The organism is Paenibacillus cellulosilyticus (assembly GCF_003182255.1).
GTDB classification, from domain to species: Bacteria; Bacillota; Bacilli; order Paenibacillales; family Paenibacillaceae; genus Paenibacillus_T; species Paenibacillus_T cellulosilyticus.
Window position 1 is genome coordinate 90,705 of the sequence record NZ_QGTQ01000013.1, and the last position, 16,976, is coordinate 107,680.

At 50.6% G+C, this 16,976-nt stretch carries 15 protein-coding genes and 1 pseudogene; 5 read left to right on the forward strand and 11 right to left on the reverse strand.

The annotated features are described in order from the left end of the window. Positions 1 to 614: 614 nt before the first annotated feature. A complete protein-coding gene (gene dnaN / locus DFQ01_RS17080; protein WP_146216892.1) occupies positions 615 to 1,775 on the reverse strand; it encodes a DNA polymerase III subunit beta in 1,161 nt (386 codons plus the stop codon). Between the two features lie 27 nt (positions 1,776 to 1,802). Beyond that, on the reverse strand, positions 1,803 to 2,045 hold the full coding sequence (locus tag DFQ01_RS17085) for a ribbon-helix-helix protein, CopG family (protein WP_245946757.1): 243 nt from the start codon (positions 2,043 to 2,045) through the stop codon (positions 1,803 to 1,805). Positions 2,046 to 2,541: 496 nt separating this feature from the next. On the opposite strand from DFQ01_RS17085, the gene DFQ01_RS17090 reads away from it, so the two are divergent. Beyond that, positions 2,542 to 3,036, forward strand: coding sequence for a P-loop NTPase family protein (locus DFQ01_RS17090; RefSeq protein ID WP_110045106.1), 495 nt, complete (start codon positions 2,542 to 2,544; stop codon positions 3,034 to 3,036). Between the two features lie 414 nt (positions 3,037 to 3,450). Here DFQ01_RS17090 and DFQ01_RS31945 read toward each other — a convergent pair whose 3' ends face one another. Then, a complete protein-coding gene (locus DFQ01_RS31945; RefSeq protein WP_110045107.1) occupies positions 3,451 to 3,711 on the reverse strand; it encodes a response regulator in 261 nt (86 codons plus the stop codon). A 483-nt stretch (positions 3,712 to 4,194) separates the two neighbouring features. Here DFQ01_RS31945 and DFQ01_RS31680 point away from each other — a divergent pair. The 3 genes and pseudogenes from DFQ01_RS31680 to DFQ01_RS17105 form a co-directional block, all read left to right on the forward strand. Further along, positions 4,195 to 4,560: pseudogene (locus DFQ01_RS31680) on the forward strand (NucA/NucB deoxyribonuclease domain-containing protein); the annotation flags it as partial. 297 nt (positions 4,561 to 4,857) lie between these two features. Next, the gene (locus DFQ01_RS31685; protein WP_245946764.1) at positions 4,858 to 4,971 is read left to right on the forward strand and encodes an excalibur calcium-binding domain-containing protein; all 114 of its coding nucleotides are present in this window, start codon (positions 4,858 to 4,860) and stop codon (positions 4,969 to 4,971) included. 69 nt (positions 4,972 to 5,040) lie between these two features. Continuing rightward, positions 5,041 to 5,415 carry an NUDIX hydrolase gene (locus DFQ01_RS17105; protein WP_110045108.1) on the forward strand — a complete coding sequence of 125 codons (375 nt, stop codon included), beginning with the start codon at positions 5,041 to 5,043 and terminating at the stop codon, positions 5,413 to 5,415. 78 nt (positions 5,416 to 5,493) lie between these two features. On the opposite strand, the gene DFQ01_RS17110 is transcribed toward DFQ01_RS17105, so the two are convergent. The 7 genes from DFQ01_RS17110 to DFQ01_RS17140 all read right to left on the reverse strand — a co-directional run bounded on the left by DFQ01_RS17110 (position 5,494) and on the right by DFQ01_RS17140 (position 13,757). After that, the gene (locus DFQ01_RS17110; RefSeq protein WP_110045109.1) at positions 5,494 to 6,453 is read right to left on the reverse strand and encodes an aldo/keto reductase; all 960 of its coding nucleotides are present in this window, start codon (positions 6,451 to 6,453) and stop codon (positions 5,494 to 5,496) included. 141 nt (positions 6,454 to 6,594) lie between these two features. Continuing rightward, entirely contained in the window at positions 6,595 to 8,067 is a 1,473-nt protein-coding gene (locus DFQ01_RS17115) for a DHA2 family efflux MFS transporter permease subunit (RefSeq protein WP_110045110.1), read from the reverse strand. A gap of 89 nt (positions 8,068 to 8,156) precedes the next feature. Further along, a complete protein-coding gene (locus DFQ01_RS17120; RefSeq protein WP_110045111.1) occupies positions 8,157 to 8,948 on the reverse strand; it encodes a Nif3-like dinuclear metal center hexameric protein in 792 nt (263 codons plus the stop codon). A gap of 51 nt (positions 8,949 to 8,999) precedes the next feature. Next, a complete protein-coding gene (locus tag DFQ01_RS17125; protein ID WP_110045112.1) occupies positions 9,000 to 9,566 on the reverse strand; it encodes a hypothetical protein in 567 nt (188 codons plus the stop codon). A gap of 563 nt (positions 9,567 to 10,129) precedes the next feature. Then, complete coding sequence (locus DFQ01_RS17130; RefSeq protein ID WP_425452417.1) at positions 10,130 to 10,993, reverse strand: carbohydrate ABC transporter permease; 864 nt, start codon at positions 10,991 to 10,993, stop codon at positions 10,130 to 10,132. Between the two features lie 60 nt (positions 10,994 to 11,053). Continuing rightward, positions 11,054 to 11,911, reverse strand: a complete 858-nt coding sequence (locus tag DFQ01_RS17135; protein WP_245946765.1) for an ABC transporter permease — start codon at positions 11,909 to 11,911, stop codon at positions 11,054 to 11,056. A gap of 184 nt (positions 11,912 to 12,095) precedes the next feature. Beyond that, positions 12,096 to 13,757 (reverse strand): type 2 periplasmic-binding domain-containing protein, encoded by a 1,662-nt coding sequence (locus tag DFQ01_RS17140; RefSeq protein ID WP_110045114.1) that lies wholly within the window; start codon positions 13,755 to 13,757, stop codon positions 12,096 to 12,098. A 546-nt stretch (positions 13,758 to 14,303) separates the two neighbouring features. Between DFQ01_RS17140 and DFQ01_RS17145 the strand changes: the two genes are divergently transcribed. Next, positions 14,304 to 15,914: an S-layer homology domain-containing protein gene (locus DFQ01_RS17145; RefSeq protein ID WP_174812595.1), complete on the forward strand. Its 1,611-nt coding sequence runs from the start codon at positions 14,304 to 14,306 to the stop codon at positions 15,912 to 15,914. Positions 15,915 to 16,003: 89 nt separating this feature from the next. On the opposite strand, the gene DFQ01_RS17150 is transcribed toward DFQ01_RS17145, so the two are convergent. Then, positions 16,004 to 16,789: an excinuclease ABC subunit UvrA gene (locus DFQ01_RS17150; RefSeq protein ID WP_110045116.1), complete on the reverse strand. Its 786-nt coding sequence runs from the start codon at positions 16,787 to 16,789 to the stop codon at positions 16,004 to 16,006. Positions 16,790 to 16,976: the final 187 nt, after the last annotated feature.

Below are 16,976 nucleotides of genomic sequence, written 5' to 3' on the forward strand. Positions count from 1 at the left end.
ATAGGTATAGTGAAAGGCACCGCGAACGCGGTGCCTTTTTTTGTGCTGGCTATTGGTGTAACTTGCTGCCGTTCGTGTAGGGATAGGATACTTTTCCGTTTTCTATCTCCACCCCGAGACCGTTTGTGAATGGATAGTATACTTTTATGTGGCCTATCTACATCTCAAGCACGCTGGCGGGTAGTTAGGATGCTTTTCTGTATACTAATCTACCCTCCAATAACGTTCTCGGGAGGATAGTATACTTTTATGTATCCTATCTAACGCCTCAAGCACGCTAGCGGGACGTTGAGCAGCCAGGTTTGGTGTGGCCCGGTGGCCCCCGCCCGCTCCAGCATAATACTAAACGGTTGCGACAGCGCCTATTGGGTGTGAAATCGGCTGTTTTCCCGGCTAACGGTTGCCATTGCGCCTATGCGGTCATTTTTCGATAAAAAGTCCGCGTTCCATCCGAATAACCGCTGCTGCAACCGGTAGAATTCAATACGTCATCTTTCTCGCATCATAAGCGCTGTGGAAACCGTTACAGTAGTGGTGGTTATCGCCGATGGATAGAAAAAACCAAGGACGTCAATGTAGGTCAATAGGGCCGAACGTAACGGTCAGAACCTAATCTAATTCACTTGCACCGCGGTACGAACGGGCGTGAGCAAAAATAACGCAGACGAATCACCCTCTCCATCCCTATCCGTTGGCTGCAAAACAATCGGACCTCGCTCGCCTGTATACCGAAGCCTAACATACGTGTACGCTAAGCACCGTACGATATCGGTCAGCATTTTACCGTTAAGAGAAAGCGAGAACTCGTCGCCTTCCATCGCTGCGACCGGTACGCATTCCTTACCATCACCAATAGCCGCAGTACGCGACACGATTCCTAGCTGTTCGCGAGTAGCCGTCATCCTAACGATCCGATCCCCTGCCAACACTGTTGCACGCTCCAATGCATGCTGCAGGCGAGCCGTCTCGATTGTAATCTCAGATTGATAAGTTCGAGGGATAATCGAATGGGTCGAAGGGAAAGTCCCTTCGATTGGTGCCAACTGAATATGTAAATTCGCCGTCCTGAATATGATCAAGTCGCTGCTTGCTTGCAGCTCAATAGGTTCGCCTTGGCCATCTAACATACCTGCCATATCGAGCATGCTCCGGCTAGAAACGATGAACTCTGCAGACTGCGGCATACTGCCTCGAATCTCAACTGGAATCGTACAAGTCGCGAGCCGAATCCCGTCTGTCGCCGTTAGCCTAAGCTCGCTGCCACCTAGGTAGGACATGCATACGCCAGTGAGAACAGGTCTGCTTTCTGAAGTCGATGCAGCTGTCGCCACCTGTCTAATAGCTGACTTCAGTGATTCACTTTCAATACGAAGACGGTAAGTAGCAGCAGCATTCGCGCTTCGATTGCGCTTCGGGTATTCATCCGCATCCATCCCGCACAATCGAATCGAGGAGCCCTCGGTCGAGATCGCGGCTACAATCGATTCCGTCCCATCGATCACGATCATGCCGTCATCCAGCTTACGTACGATTTCATAGAAATAACGCGCAGGGACAACGATACTGCCCGCTGCTTCCACGATCACCGCCGTCCCATCCTGCTGTATCCATGCTTCAATCGACATGCTTGTGTGACTGCCCGTCAGAATCAACCCTTCTGCTGTCGCCTCGATATGTATGCCTGTCAGAATCGGTATCGGATGGTTCACAGATACCGCCTTCAGGACATGCTGAAGGGCATGCATGAGACGCTCCTTCGTGATATGAACTAGCAACAACCTCTCCTGCCTCTCTGCATGAATCTACGAGGAATAATGCGTCTCTATCATATGGCGAATCGCTTCAGAACGAGATATCCCTTGGTCATGACAATGCTGCTCCAGCTTATCCCACATCTCGTCTGATAGAGTAAGCGACACCTTCTTCGTCACCCCGATGCCCTTGCGCCCTGCTCCCTCCCGCATCCCACCTCTCGTAAAGACGAAGCCGAGCTGTCCTTCCTTGTTCGCTACGCCGATCTTGATCGGATCATCATTCATTAGCATTTACACCACCTCAATATGAATTGGGTTACTTAATTCAAACTTCCGATATACTCATCATACCATATCTACCAGCTAAAGAAAATGAAGGATGAGTGAGGTGATAGAGAGTGTTAAACTAAGGAGTGAACGCCTCAAAAAATGAAGAGAAGATAGCAATGATATGGCGAATCTACTACTCTCAAGTTCATAGGAGCAAATCAAATGGCAGGGAAACACAGAGTAATACTAGTTGAAGGCCTGTGCGGCACAGGCAAATCAACGCTGGCAGAACGTCTGCATCAGTACCTGACACTTCAGGGTATCTCTTCTCACTTCTACGATGAAGGTGCACCCGGGCATCCGGTGAGCTTGAATGGGCACGCGTTTTTTAGAAAAGAGGAATTCGCGGGGCTTCTAAGGCGATATCCAGATTGCAGCAGATGTAGTTCGTTCACGAGTCATAACGGATGGAAGCAGCTATCTGATCCCTTATCGGGAAGTTAAAGAATTCAAAGAGATGGAGCCGCTCTTCACTGAATTGAAGTCATGTGAGTTATGCTGGACAGACTCACCACCTGCTTCTCAATCAGAGTTTACCTGTTCGATCCAGCAGCATTGGACGCGTTTCGCCGAACTCAAGAGCGATGCTGAGGATGTGTATGTGCTCGAAGCGGTATTTTTACAGCATCAGATTCACGATCTACTGCGTCATTATCAAGCGACTGATCACCAAATCGAGCACCATATTCGTGAAATCGCCAATCAGATCACAGCCATGAACCCTGTGCTTATTTATTTAACTCAGCCAAGTGTCCGAGAACAACAGACGTGGATTGCTTCTGTACGTTCGAAACCTCGCTTTGCATCTGAACAAAATATTAAATTTATGGAGAACCGTAAACGGATTGAACTGGAACTGCTTGATAAACTACCATTCCCCACCTATACAATCGACAATAAAGATCATAACTGGGAAGACGTCTTTAGAAGAATGATTAAGGCAATCGAATAACAACACAAACACGCCCAAGCGGATCTTCCACCTGGGCGCAACGCAGCCGCCTTCTATTTCACTTTCACCGTAATCTCAGCACTCGACGTAACACTGTTCTCATTGGCTAACTCGGCTCGGTATACATACGTACCCGGTTGTTATGCGACAGTACAGGCTTACCTGGATTCGCATCCGTTACTTTCACCGTCAGCGGCTCGCAGGTCGTCGTGCCGTAAGCATATCGTTTAGGGTTGGAAAAAAGCCGTTACTGGCTTGCATGATGTCGCCTCCCATCCGAAGTGGCTTCGGTACATGGAAGGAACGGTCCGGTCACGGTGGAGTGGGTCATGGAGGGATGGTTCTATCTCTTTCTTAAGCAAAGTTCCCAGGCGGGCAGGCTGAGAATGAAAGGAATAACGAGTGGAAGTGGTTTCACATGCCGCTCAGCACGATAAATCGAATTGAATCCGCCAAATATTCTCGTGTTTGACGAATCAGCTCCAGTCCATCCATGACCGGCATTCGAATGTCGGTAATAACAAGATCGGGACAGTATTGAACGATTGCTGCAAGCGCTTCTTCGCCATTGGACGCTTCGCCGCATACTTCAAAGCCTCTTGATTTCCAATCGACCAGCAGCTTCAGCCCCTCTAGCACAAACGGTTCATCGTCTACTAGAAATACTTTGTACAACCGTTCTCCCCCCTTTCACTCTACACACTACAGGTGAATGAGACAGCGCTTTTAACATTCAATTATAGCTATTATTTGCAGATTCGGATATCAAAGCAATAGTTCTAATGTTATATCTTACATAAACAGGCTTGATATTCGAATATATCCCTGCAACTGATATACTTATATCGCGAGAAAACCTCTATACGAGGCATTCTAGAATAAGCGGCTGGGCTGAGAAGTTGTTTTTTGTTACTAAGATTTTGTTCTTTCGTAATAGATTTGAAATCTTAATAAATTCTTATGTGGTAGAATAGTAGAGACTAAAGCACCTTTACATACGAAAGGAATGACTCCGACATGTGGCGCATCGTTGGATGGCTGGTTGTCCCGTTCCTGCATCTGCTCTTCAGGTGGCGGCGACTTAGCGGCCCGGCTCGTATATTCGGCATGATTTGGACGATCGGAATTGCGATCATTATTATTAGCACGGTTCAAACCATGCCGCAGGACACAGGCGGTACTGTTGGCACGCCAACAAGCGATCAATATGATGTAAAGCTCGTCTTCCCAGCTGATCGGTATCCCGAGACGGCTGACCATATTCAAGATGCAATCGCGAAGGGCGAATCGCCGATCTGTACGATCGATCGAAGCGAGTCCGATACGCACCGTGACGCGTCGCTGGCAGGCATCCCGACGAAGAAGGGCTATGACCGCGATGAGTGGCCGATGGCGATGTGCGCCGAAGGAGGCTCTGGCGCTGACATCCGCTACGTGACACCGAGCGATAACCGCGGGGCAGGCTCATGGATCGGCGGTCAGCTCAATGATTATGCCGACGGCACTCGCGTATGGATCGTGATTGATAATACGGAGGCGTCGAACGAAATTGGTTCGGATTTAGATGCAACTGCTCGAGCGGTTGCAAGCTCAGCGTCTAACTCAGGCGCAAGCAAGGCAGCGGATGCAGCTGTAGGAACTGACAACAACGCAGCAGCGGGCTCCGGAACGAAATCGAATGCGAGCTCTGGCTCCAATACAAGTGGCACAACCAGCAGTAGTAATGAGAATGAATCGACTACAAAGGCGAACCCTTCCGTTGAAACTAACGTCGCATCCGACGTCGCCTCGAACCATACGAGCAGTACACAGACCGAAATCGTGTACAAGAACTGTACCGACGTACGCGCAGCCGGTGCCGCGCCGCTGCATAAAGGCGATCCTGGCTACAGCAAGAAGCTCGATCGTGACGGCGATGGCGTCGCCTGTGAATAGGATGCGGGACGCTTGGAACGCGAAGCAGTTGACTCATACTTACAACTACAACCAAAGTGAGGCGCAGCTATGATTGCTCAAGCTATCGTGATTCAAGACCAACAGGTGCTCATGGTCAAACAGTACGTTCAGCGCGGCGACATCGTATGGAATTTTCCCGGAGGCGGAATTGAAGATGGCGAGACGCCGGAACAAGCCTGCGTTCGTGAACTGCGTGAAGAAACCGGCTATGACATACAGATTGTGCAGCTGCTACATGAGCAGTTCGACAAGTACACTTTCGTCGCTCGCATTACGGGCGGCGAGCTGCTGCTTCATCTTGCAAGCGCCTACAATGAGGATATTATCGACGTTGCGTGGATCAGCCTTGACGACGAGAGCAAATTCGATCCGGTTACGAAGCCGATGCTGAATTTGTACAAGAAGACAATAGGAGTGGACTAATCCTATATTGAATAAGGGAAGGGCGTCTTCGTTGACGCTCTTCCCTTTTTGGTTCCGTTCCATTCAGGCTTACGCGCACTACACCTTGAAGCTTCCGAGCTCGGATAACTCCTCGGATGTCAGCTTGAAGCGCATCGCTCCAGCCAGCTCCTCCGCATGATGCGGCTTAGAGGCACCCGGGATGGCGAACACGGTCTCGCCATTCGCATGAATGAGCCAGTTGAGCGCAATCTGCGTCGGCGATACGCCATACTGCTCGGCCAATTGTTCCATACGTGTCATCAGTGGTCGCGAGCGTTCAACTGTCTCCCGCTTCACGCCACCGTTGATCCGGCGTGCAGCCGAGATTCCTTGAAGCAGCTCCGGGTTACGATGAAATTTGCCGCTCAGCAGGCCCTGCTTCAACGGACTGTAGGCAATAATCGCAACACCAAGCTCCTTGGCCGTCTCCAGAATGCCGTTATGCTCGATTTGTCGATCCAGCAAACTATACTTAACTTGATTTGAAGCGAGCCGCAAGCCATAATCACGCAGCGTCCGATCCGCCTCTCGCATCTTCTTAGCAGAGAAGTTACTAACGCCGATATGACGAATATGTCCTTGTTCCGCCAACTTGGCCATCTGCTTCATCTCGCTGGTTGCCGAGGAGAAAGAGAACGGCTGATGCACCTGATAAAGGTCGATCGTTCTATCAGCCAATGCCTTCTTCCGCTCTCCAATCGATTGTGGTATGTTGGCGGCTGTTCGCATGATCGGCCACCACTTGGTCGCGATGCGCGACTCGTTACTGAGTGGTGCCAGCGCTTGAAGCGATGCGGCAAGCACCCGCTCCGACTCCCCGTTCCCATAGACCTCTGCCGTATCGAACCAGTTGATGCCGCCCTCCAAGCAAATTCGAATGATCTCGCGAACCTGCTCCTCTGGCAGCGTAGGCCAATATTTGCCGACTATACCGCCACGTCCACCGCTGAACTGCCAGGTACCAAGCCCAATCGGTGTTAATCTCAGGTCTGTTGCTCCTAAGTGCCGCAGCTCCATTGTCTACCACGCCTCCTCAATTTTCACTTCTCTTCTCCCATTCTTGTCTATCCTACTAAACGTCAAAAGGCTGATGGCTGCCATCCTACGATGACCCCCATACAGCCTCGAATATAGATGTTGTTATACACCAACCTCGGTCTAGCCCATCATCGACTCATTGACGGCGATATTTTGCTGGTCAGCAGATACCGATACTTTCGGCTTCCGCAGCGTCAGACCAAGAACAAAGCCAACCAACGCAAGGATGGACAGCAGCAGATAGGCATCATGGAACGCAGAGGACATTGCATCCGGAACGGGCTTCAAGCCATCCTTGATATGCGCCGTTGTTCGATTCGCAATAATAGTCGTCAAACCTGCGACAGAGAAGGACGTAATGACCTGCTGCGTAGCGCTTGTCAGCGATGTGACACGGCTAACTAGACTTGGTGGTGCGGATTGAATCAAATACGTATTGAGCGGAATGAACGACATCCCGAAGCCTGCTCCTAACAGAATACGCGGCAATAGGAACGCCCAAGGACTTTGATCGGGATCGATCTGCGCGATCAGGAATGCGCCGGCCGATACGAGCAGCAGGCCAACGAATAACAGCGGCCGTGCTCCGATGCGGTCGTACAGTCTGCCGCCGATCGGCATGAACGTTGCAGCGGCAAGCGCCTGCGGCAGCGTCCACATCCCCGCATGGAATGCATCCATCCCCATCAGCTTCTGCATGAAATAAGGAATCATGAAGATGATGCCGAACATTGTAAACTGCATCACCCACTGCACGATAATGCCGCGTGTGAACAGGGCCGAACGGAATACTCGCAGCTCTAGCAGCGGCTGCTGCTTACGCGTCAGCTCGACGACAGCGAACAGAATGAGTGCGATCGCACCGCCCACTAGCCCGATAATCGTCTTATCTGAAGACCAGCTGACTCCTCCTTCGCTAAGCCCATAAGACAAGCCGGCGAAGGCAAGAGGTCCAAGCACAATGCCCAGCATATCGAGTGATGTTGATGACTGCTTTGGCAGCTTCGGCAGCTGCCAGATTGCAAGCGCCAGTCCAATGATGCCAATTGGCAAGTTAATAAGGAAGATCCACTGCCAATTGACGTAGTCGACCAAATAACCAGCCAGCATCGGTCCGAGTGCCGGCGCCATTAGAATTGGAAAGCCCATCATCCCCATAATGCTGCCCGCCTTATCTGGCGGACTCATGCGGAACGTCATCGCGAATGCAATCGGCAGTACCATGCCGCCGCCAAGCCCTTGCAGCACACGGAATACGATCAACTGCTCCAGCGTGTTCGCCTGCGCGCACAAAACAGAACCAATCGTGAACAGCAGCAGTGAGATGATGAAGATTTGCTTCGCTCCGAACTTATCCGACATCCAGCCAGCGAGCGGAATAACCGCCGCTTGCGCAAGCGCATAGCCAGTAACCGTCCACTGCACATCCAGCAGCGAACGGCCGAAGTCGTCGCTTAATACCGGAATCGCAACGTTCATCGCCGTCGAATCGAGAATAACCATGAATATCCCAACGATAATAGCAATTAGCGGTCCAACCAGCTGTCGCATTGATTTGACAGGCGCAAACCCATCCGGTAATTGTGTTTCCATGTGCCCTCCTTAATAGGTCCTCTCGAGGAGGTCCCTCACACTGAGCGATGATGCTGAAAGTGTAGCGCACAAGGATATTTTTGGCAACGTTACATCAGCTGGAAAAGCGGTTTTTCAGAAATAAAATATACCGGCACCCCGTCCAGCGCAGTTCGCAGCTGATCCGCCAGCAGCTTCATGCCGGGCACTTCGCTCTCTGCATGCCCCAGCACGATAAGCGCCTTGTCCCTCCCCTGCTGAACAGCATCGGTAACATAAGCAGGCACCTCCCACTCCATGCCTTCACCAATAATGAACAAATCAATCGGCTCGGGATCGTTGAGCGGCAGCATGATGGAGGCTCCGCCCCGATAACCCGCCGACAGCCCGATACGTTGGCAAAGGGAATTAGGATCTCCAATGACGCGCACATAATGGATGCCTAGCTTTTGTTTCACTTCTTGCACGATTTCAACTAACGGTTGTGCCGCAGAGAGGGTGACGATCGAGGCATAATCTCGTACCTCTTCCACACTGCCGCTCCAGCCAAGATGCTCAACAAGACCTGCTGTTATGAGATCAGGCTGTGCCCGATGCACGCTGTCATGGTTGCGGTAGATGGCGATGCCGGATTGCCGAACCCGTTCATTTTTATCCAAAAATACAGCGTCCTGCTTCAGCTCTTCCACCGGATCACGATGGGCGTAGTGCAGTCCTTCATGCGTAATGAGCAGGCTTGCGCCTAGCGCCGCTGCTTCTTCAATAACCTGCTGCGAGGCCATGAATGCGACTGCAATCGCCTCTACTTTATCGTCTGGCTTGCCTGCTAGCAATCCGTCCACCGTATTCGGTATCGGCTGCTTCACCATTAAATCTATGACGGTTTGAACCGTAACACCCACCTGTCAGCACCTGCCCGTTCATGATTGATTGCTTATGTATGACATCCGCCGTTAGGTCGGACCCTTCACTGCTTTCTTCCATTCGCCTGCATATTTGCGCCGATATTTCACGTCGGATTCCTTCTCGATCAAATCGAGCGCCGTCTGCCGAATGAACGGCTCCGGTACTTGGTCATACAACCGACGCATGCTATGAACAATATCGTAACGAATCAAGGTATAGTTCTTCTCGTCGATGCAGTCCTCATAGCGCAAACACAATCCTTCGATGAGAAGCTCTCGCTGTTCCGGTCCTGCTAAGCCAATCTGCCACAAGGACTGCAGGCTATGCCTCACCGTAGCAAACTTCTCGTCTCTCGTAACGGCCATCAGACTCGGGAAATCGTCCATCATTCGCTTCTCAGGGTCACTCTTCGCCAACTTGCTCAGCAACTGCACGGCAATCGTTCTGCGATGATGGTCCGAATGCGTAAGATCGTTCTTCAGCAAATCCCAGCATTCATAAGCCCAATCCACAACCTCATCCGCCGCTGCCAACAGCCCCGTATAGCCCGCGTTGCGTATGTTCTTATCGGATGATTGCAGCTGCTCGATGTATAGTCGAATAAGCGCATCCACTCGATCGATTCCTCCTTCATTAAATGAACAGACTAGCTATAGTTATTGTATTAGCCTTTTAAATCCTAATCCCTCCCTTTTTGCGTATTATAAAACCTTTTTCGTTGACATTCAGGAATTTGCAGTCGCACTTAGCTTTTATCCCGTAATTTCAAACTTTCCTCATACCTCTACAGTAAAGCGCGTCCCGCAGGGACAATAGCGAGTACCCGCACGCATGGAGTATCACATCGAACACGTAGGCAGACGATCGAACCTTTATAGTTATATCCAGCCAAGAGCATGTCCCTCAAAGAGGGACAAAGCGGGCACACGTACCAACGTATCTAAACCAGTCCTGCGGGTGTCCAGAGGGCGGCGCCCTTTGGGGCCCTCCCTCTCAGGGAGGGTTTGGGTGGGTGGGCCCCGAGGTTTTGGGTGGGGTGCATCCCGAGGTTTTGGGTGGGGTGCATCCCGAGGGTTTGGGTGGGTGGCCTTCGAGGGTTTGGGTGGAAACCCAACAAAAAAAACGCCTCCCTTTTCCGCAGAAAAAACTGCAGAAACTAGAGGCGCCAGCCGCTTCATTATCCTTTTACCGAACCAATCATAACACCCTTCTCAAAGTACTTCTGAATGAACGGATACACGATCAGAATCGGCAGCGTCGATACGAGAATGACCCCGTATTTGACTTGGTCAGCGAATTTCTGAGCGTAGCCGCCAGCCGCGCCGCCAGCGCCTGCACCGCTCTGGAATACTTGGTTGGACAATAGGATGTCACGCAAAATAATTTGGAGCGGCTGCAGCTCATTGTCTCGAATATAAATGAGTGCGGTAAAAAAGTCATTCCAATGCGCAACGAGATAATACAGAGCAATTACCGATACGACAGCCTTGGACAGCGGCAGTGCAACCGTCCGGAAGAACGTGAAGTGGCTGCAGCCATCAATGGATGCTGCCTCGTACAATTCCTTCGGAAGCGAGGTTTCGAAAAATGTACGTGTAATGATCAGGTTGAATACGTTAACGCAGAACGGGAAGATGAATACCCACATCGTATTTGTCATGTGCAGACTCTTGATCAGCAGGTACGTTGGTATCAGGCCGCCGCCGAAAAACATCGTAATAACGAAGGCGAGCATGATAAACCGTCTAGCGCGGAACTCGGGTCTCGACAGCGCATAGGCAGCCGGCAGCGTGAACAGCAGGTTCACGAACGTGCCAAGCAGCGTGTATACGATCGTGTTGCGGTAACCCGTCCAAATCCGGGAGTCACCGAATATTTCTTTGAAACCGAACATGCTGATGCCTCTTGGAAAGAGCAGCACTTTGCCTGTCGAGACGAGCGTCGAATCACTGATCGAAGCGATACAGATGAAATATAGCGGATATGCGACAATCAGAAACGCTATTACAGACAGTACGGCGACACCAATGTCGAAGATCATGTCATTGGCTGATTTTTTTCGATAACGGATCATTTCCACAGCTTGCTACCCCCTCTCGCTCTACCATAAACTTATGTTCGATACCCGCTTAGCAATCGCGTTCGTAGCGAACAAGAAGAAGAAGTTAATGAGCGTATTGAACAGGCCGATCGCAGAGGAGTAGCTAATTTGATTCGATAGGATACCGATCTTGTACACGTAGGTCGCAATAACCTCGGATACAGGCAAATTAAGCGTATTCTGCATCAGGAAGATTTTCTCGAAGCCCGTGCTGAGCACGTTACCCATACTGAGAATGAACAGGATAATCATCGTAGGCACGATGGACGGCAAATCAATATGACGAATCGTCTGCCAGCGGTTTGCGCCGTCGATCTTGGACGAGTCGTACAGCTGCGGGTCAACGCTAGACAAAGCAGCCAAGTAGATAATGCTGTTCCAGCCGCAGTGCTGCCAAATATCCGATAGCACATAGACCGGAATAAAACTGTTCACGCTTGCCAGCAGGTTTACATCACCGTAGCCGAGGCGATTCATCAGGTTACCGATGATCCCTGTGTTCGGCGACAGCATAACGTTCAGCATACCGACCATTACGACGATCGAAATAAAGTGAGGCATATACACCGTCGTCTGCAGCGTCTTCTTCGCCCGCTTCGAGCGAATCTGGTTGATAAGCAGCGCTAGAAGGATCGGAGCAGGGAAGCCGATAATGATGGTGGCCAAGCTGATTTTGACTGTATTCCACATAAGATCTTTGAACAGGTAGTTGTCAATAAACATCTTGAAATAATAGAGTCCATGCCAAGCGCCACCCGTCAGACCTTTGGTATAGTCGTAGTCACGGAATGCAAGCTGAATGCCATACATCGGAATGTAGTTGAAAATGAAAATAACAATAATCGCAGGGATGACCATGATCCACAGCTGATAGTCGCGGCGGAATGTATTAAATATGTTCGGCTTTTTAGCTATTATGCTCGTTTCCCGATTCGGGACTGTTAGCTTCGTTTGCGTAGACATTTGATCGATCTCCCTTGTGAATAAAGATGCTGTGCACCAAGATGTGACTGGTGCACAGCATCTACGTCACTGGTAGTTTTTACTTATTAGCCTTGTAGTCATCATAGTATTTCTGCATGATTTGAAGATTTTGCTCTACGCCTGTTTTCTGCACGTTCTTAACGTAGCTATCCCATTCTTTGTCGATGCCGCCCTTGGTCACCCATTGCGAGAATTTCGCCATCGTCAGGTTCAACAGGTTCGTGTTGTTCAGTGCCATCATGTTGTTGTCGGCAGCGCTGTACTTGATGAACATGCTTGGCAGCACGTCATTGTCCTTGTCGATTGCGTTGATTGTATCCATAAGAGGTTCCGTTTGTTGGCCAACCGATTGCATATCCGTACCCAGCGTCAGGTTAAGCGAGTCTGCAATGTACATGGGGCCGTTGTCTGCCCAAGTCGACGTCCATTTCCAAGTACCCGGGTCCATCGCTGCATCCGTTGGCGGAAGTACCGCGTACGTATCGTCGCCATTGTCTTTGATGTTCGTTCCGAGGGAGCCGAACAGCACTTGCATACTTACTTTAGGATCGTACAGCTCGTTCACGAAGCGCATTGCTGCGTCTTTGTTTTTCGATTTTTCCGAGATCGATACCATGTTCACGCCGTAGTTCAGAGAGTTATAGTCATAGTCCCAGCCCAATTGCGTGTTGTCATCAGCCGAGTACTTCAGCGGCGCCATTGACGTGTATTGCGGTGCCAGCTGGTTACCGAAGCGGTCTGTTACTTCCCAGCCCCACGAGAAGCCGACTTTCGCCTTGTCGCCATCGCCGCGAGCAACCGATTGATATTTCGAGTAGTCTTGCGTGAATGCTTCTTTGTTGATCAGACCCGCTGCGAAGCATTTGTTGAGGAATTCAACAAACGTTTTGTAGCGCTCGTCTGTGAAGAAGTTTTTCACTTTGCCATCTTCTACGAAGTAGCCTTGGCCGCTGGCATCCGTCAGCGTGATGCCGAGGCTTCCGAGCAGAACCGTTGGCTGGAAGTAACCGAAACCGCCCGTTCCTACCGGCGAGAAGTCCATTGGGATTTCGTCGTTCGGGTCGCCATCCCCATTCGCGTCCTTCTCTTTGAACGCGAGCAGGACGTTGTACAGCTCATCCCAGTTCGTTGGCATTTGCAGGCCAAGGTTGTCCAGCCATTGCTGGTTAATATATTGTCTCGAGACCGTTGCCGGCCAGAAGCGTTGATACTTCGACAAGCCGTAAATTTTGCCATCTGTTTGCGTAGAGATCGTCTTCGTCTCTGGCTTCGCATCGAACATCGCTTGTACGTTCGGCGCGTCCTTCGCGATCAGATCCGTCAGGTCTGCGAACAGGCCAGGGAATTGAGCATAATCTGCGTCCGTAATGGCGTTAGGTCCAATAATGATGTCCGGAATGTCGCCACTTGCGAGCATTGCAGCTTTCTTCTGACCCCAGTCGGCTGAAATCTCTTGCCATTTGATCTCGACGTTTGCTTTTTTAGCAGCTTCCGTGAGCCACTCCATCTTAGCAAGCTCTTGCGTCAATGGGTGCTTCGTAAAGACAGCCGTCAGTTTAACAGGCGCGGAGCTCTGTGTATCCGTACTCGTTGTCGTGTCACTGCTCGTGCTGCTCGTATCGCTGCTGCTGTTATTGTCGCTATCGCTTCCGCACCCTGTCAGTGCGAGCGCCGTCAAGGAAGTAGCGAGCGCAAGCGTTAACCACTTTGTCTTCTTCATAGCTTCAATTCCCCCTGATTCTATAAAGTTGTGTCATTCGTGCTGTGCCACTTGTATGTGTCACCGTGTGCTTGACACTTTCATCATAGCAAGCGCTTTCACAGAGGAACAATTCGGAAAATCATTGGATAAGGGGGAGAATGATTAGGTGGAGCCTGGTAACCATTGTGTGCGGGGTCGCTTCGCGAGGGAATGTTCTTCCGATCGCCGTGGTTTTCGGATGCCTTGAACGACAAGGGTTATTGTGGGCATCCGAAAACCAAAGCGACCGCTGGCGCTTCTCCAGAACAATTCCCTCGCTTCGCTCGTTGGCACACGGCTCCGCCTAAACATTCTCCTTGGGGGTGTGGAGGTGAGAGACTTTCGCTTGCGCTGCGCTTAGCTTCAGTAGATAGATCCAAGTTACTTAACTCATTGCTAGATTGAGACCATTTTTGCACGATAAACACTGGAGTCTATCGGTGTTGGTATTTTTTAAGCCGTGAGCCGCCGCGCAATAAATGATAGTATACGAGGATATAAACTTTACGAAAGAGGAGGATGTTCGTGAAGCGTGTCATCGGGAAAATAGCGGCGGCATTTGTAGGTCTGTGCTTGATCGGACAATCTGTTTACGGCACATCGACGCAAAGCACGCTGCCTTTTACAGACATATCTAGCAGCTACGCCAAAGAAGCAATCATAGATTTATATTCGAAAAATATTATGAACGGCACGACGATTTCAACGTTCTCGCCGGATAAACCCATTACCCGCGCCGAGTTTACCAAATCGCTCGACACGCTGCTTGGCCTCGATAGCGTTGCAAGCGACGTATCGCCATTCACGGATGTTCCCAAGACTGCATGGTATTACGGCTGGATACAAGCGGCCGTGCAGCTCGGCATCGCCAACGGAACGAGTGCAAGCACGTTCTCGCCTACAAAATCGGTAACGAGGCAAGAGGCGGCTCAACTGCTCGTTCGCGCGCTGCAGCAAACGACATCGAGCAGCGCGGGCGTGAATGATTTCAAGGATGCCGGCAGCATCGCAAGCTGGGCACAGCCAGCCGTAGCCACGGCCAAGAAGCTCGGACTAATGAATGGCGACAGCGACGGCAAATTCCGGCCGACCGATTCGATCACTAGGGAGGAAGCCGCCGCGATGCTGGACCGGGTGCTTCAGAACGACGAGTGGTCCGCCCAGCTCAAGAAGGAAACGGCAGATTCGATCCGGCTTGGCTGGCAATACGGCCAGACGACGGCGGAATTCGAGCAAACCGTGCTTCAATCGAATGTGAATACGTTGTCTCCTCGATGGTATTTTATCGAGTCTTCGGGAACGATAACGGATAATACGGATAAATCACTTGTCACATGGGCGAACAAAAACAACAAAAAGATTTGGGCGATGGTCGGCAATCACAGCGATCAGCAGATGACGCATGAGATGTTATCGGACTCTACGACAAGAACTAAGGTCGTGAATAGCTTAGCATCCGCTGTCAAAAGCTACGGCTTAGCTGGACTGAATATCGATTTTGAAAATGTAGCGCCAGAAGACCGTTCTAATTTCACCACTTTCATTACCGAGCTGAAAACAAAGCTGTCGGCGATAAAAGCAGTGCTCTCGGTCAGCGTATCGCCGGATCTCGGTACGGATTGGACGGATGCGTTCGACTACGCCGCTCTTGGCAAGCAAGCCGATTATATCGTTATGATGGGCTATGACGAGTATTGGAGTGAGAGCACGACGGCAGGCCCTAATGCTTCGATTACGTTCGTAAGCAATGCCGTCGAGAAGCTGCGCAAGTCGGTGGCGGATAACAAAATCATACTTGCAATGCCGTTGTATTTGATGGATTGGACATTGAAAAGCAATGGCAGCGTTTCTTCCTCAAGTTATATGACGATTAAAGAGCAGAACAAGAAGATTACCTCTTCCTCGCTTCGTCCGGTATGGAATGAGAGCCTCGGCCTGTATACCGTTCAGTATACAGCTAATGGGGCCAAGCATCGCTTATGGATTGAGGATGGCCGTTCCTTGACCGCCAAGTATCGGCTGATCGCCAATGCGAACCTAGCCGGCTGGGCTGTCTGGTACGTGGGCGCCGAAAGCACCGATATTTGGACGAGCCTGCGCAATGCGGAGAAGTATTACGGATATGCGTTCTCATAACGCTGATGAGATCTAATACACAAAAGCCTCCTTGCGAAAGGAGGCTTTTGTGTGCGTTGCGACATTTAGCATTTATATCGTTATATCGTTTAGTTCGTACCTTGCGTACCTTGAATGAGCCGCTTGAGACCGATTTTGTCCAAATAGGCGAGGCGCGCTTCCAGTTCAGCGATGAGGTCGCCTGCTAATTCGATATCGCTGGAGTCGAGGGATGAAGGAAGCCTGCGCACGAATGCAAGAAGCTGCTGGACGGACATTTGCGATGCAGCCGCATAGGTGCGGCCTTGTATCGTAACGGACCGGCTCTCCGGACTTAGCTTCGTGCCTTCGCATAGCGGACACACAACAGGACCCGTAAAATAATGGATAAGCTTACGATTACCCTTCGACTTCGTGCCTGCGTCACGCATATGCCGAAGATCATTTACACATCCGCGATAATAGGCTGTAGCAGCCTTTTTCTTATACACGTAAGAGACGGGCCTCTGATTATATCCATACAGCAGATAATCTATAAACCTCTTATCCTGCTCAATCAGCGGCTTGTCATAATAAATGTCGAGCATTCTGGCCAGCTGTTTGATCATCTCTACAGGCGCGCAATAGGAGCCCGCCCACATCAGAACAGCACCCTGCTTCAATGACAGCTCCGGCGCGATCATACGCTCCGGTACAATATCGATCACCGTCCCGAACCCGTTACATACCGTACACGTCCCATCCAATCGGCTCTGGGCAAAATCGAGTGGTACGCTGCTGCCATCAGCTCGATTGCCAAGGGTTGCATAAATCGCTCGAAGCAGCTCGCGAATATCCATAATCGTACCAACCAATGCACCGGCTTTCGATGCATGAAACGGTTTAATTTGAACCAAATTCATCCCTCCTTCCAGCATTGTCGTTCCAAATAATTACAACCATTATATCGGGCAATCCTATTCCTAACAATACTCGTAATAATCATGATTACTGCTATTATGTTTATTCCACCTATTGACGTATCAAACCAAGCAGATCACCAATCACAATAGAAGCCGCCCGCATAATCGCGGACGGCTCCCC

Excerpts from the sequence above, each read along its gene's own strand:
- DFQ01_RS17085 (WP_245946757.1), bottom strand. The coding sequence starts at position 2,045 with ATGCTAATGAATGATGATCCGATCAAGATCGGCGTAGCGAACAAGGAA.
- DFQ01_RS17090 (WP_110045106.1), top strand. The coding sequence starts at position 2,542 with ATGGAGCCGCTCTTCACTGAATTGAAGTCATGTGAGTTATGCTGGACA.
- DFQ01_RS17105 (WP_110045108.1), top strand. The coding sequence starts at position 5,041 with ATGATTGCTCAAGCTATCGTGATTCAAGACCAACAGGTGCTCATGGTC.
- DFQ01_RS17110 (WP_110045109.1), bottom strand. The coding sequence starts at position 6,453 with ATGGAGCTGCGGCACTTAGGAGCAACAGACCTGAGATTAACACCGATT.
- DFQ01_RS17115 (WP_110045110.1), bottom strand. The coding sequence starts at position 8,067 with ATGGAAACACAATTACCGGATGGGTTTGCGCCTGTCAAATCAATGCGA.
- DFQ01_RS17130 (WP_425452417.1), bottom strand. The coding sequence starts at position 10,993 with ATGATCTTCGACATTGGTGTCGCCGTACTGTCTGTAATAGCGTTTCTG.
- DFQ01_RS17135 (WP_245946765.1), bottom strand. The coding sequence starts at position 11,911 with ATGGTCATCCCTGCGATTATTGTTATTTTCATTTTCAACTACATTCCG.
- DFQ01_RS17140 (WP_110045114.1), bottom strand. The coding sequence starts at position 13,757 with ATGAAGAAGACAAAGTGGTTAACGCTTGCGCTCGCTACTTCCTTGACG.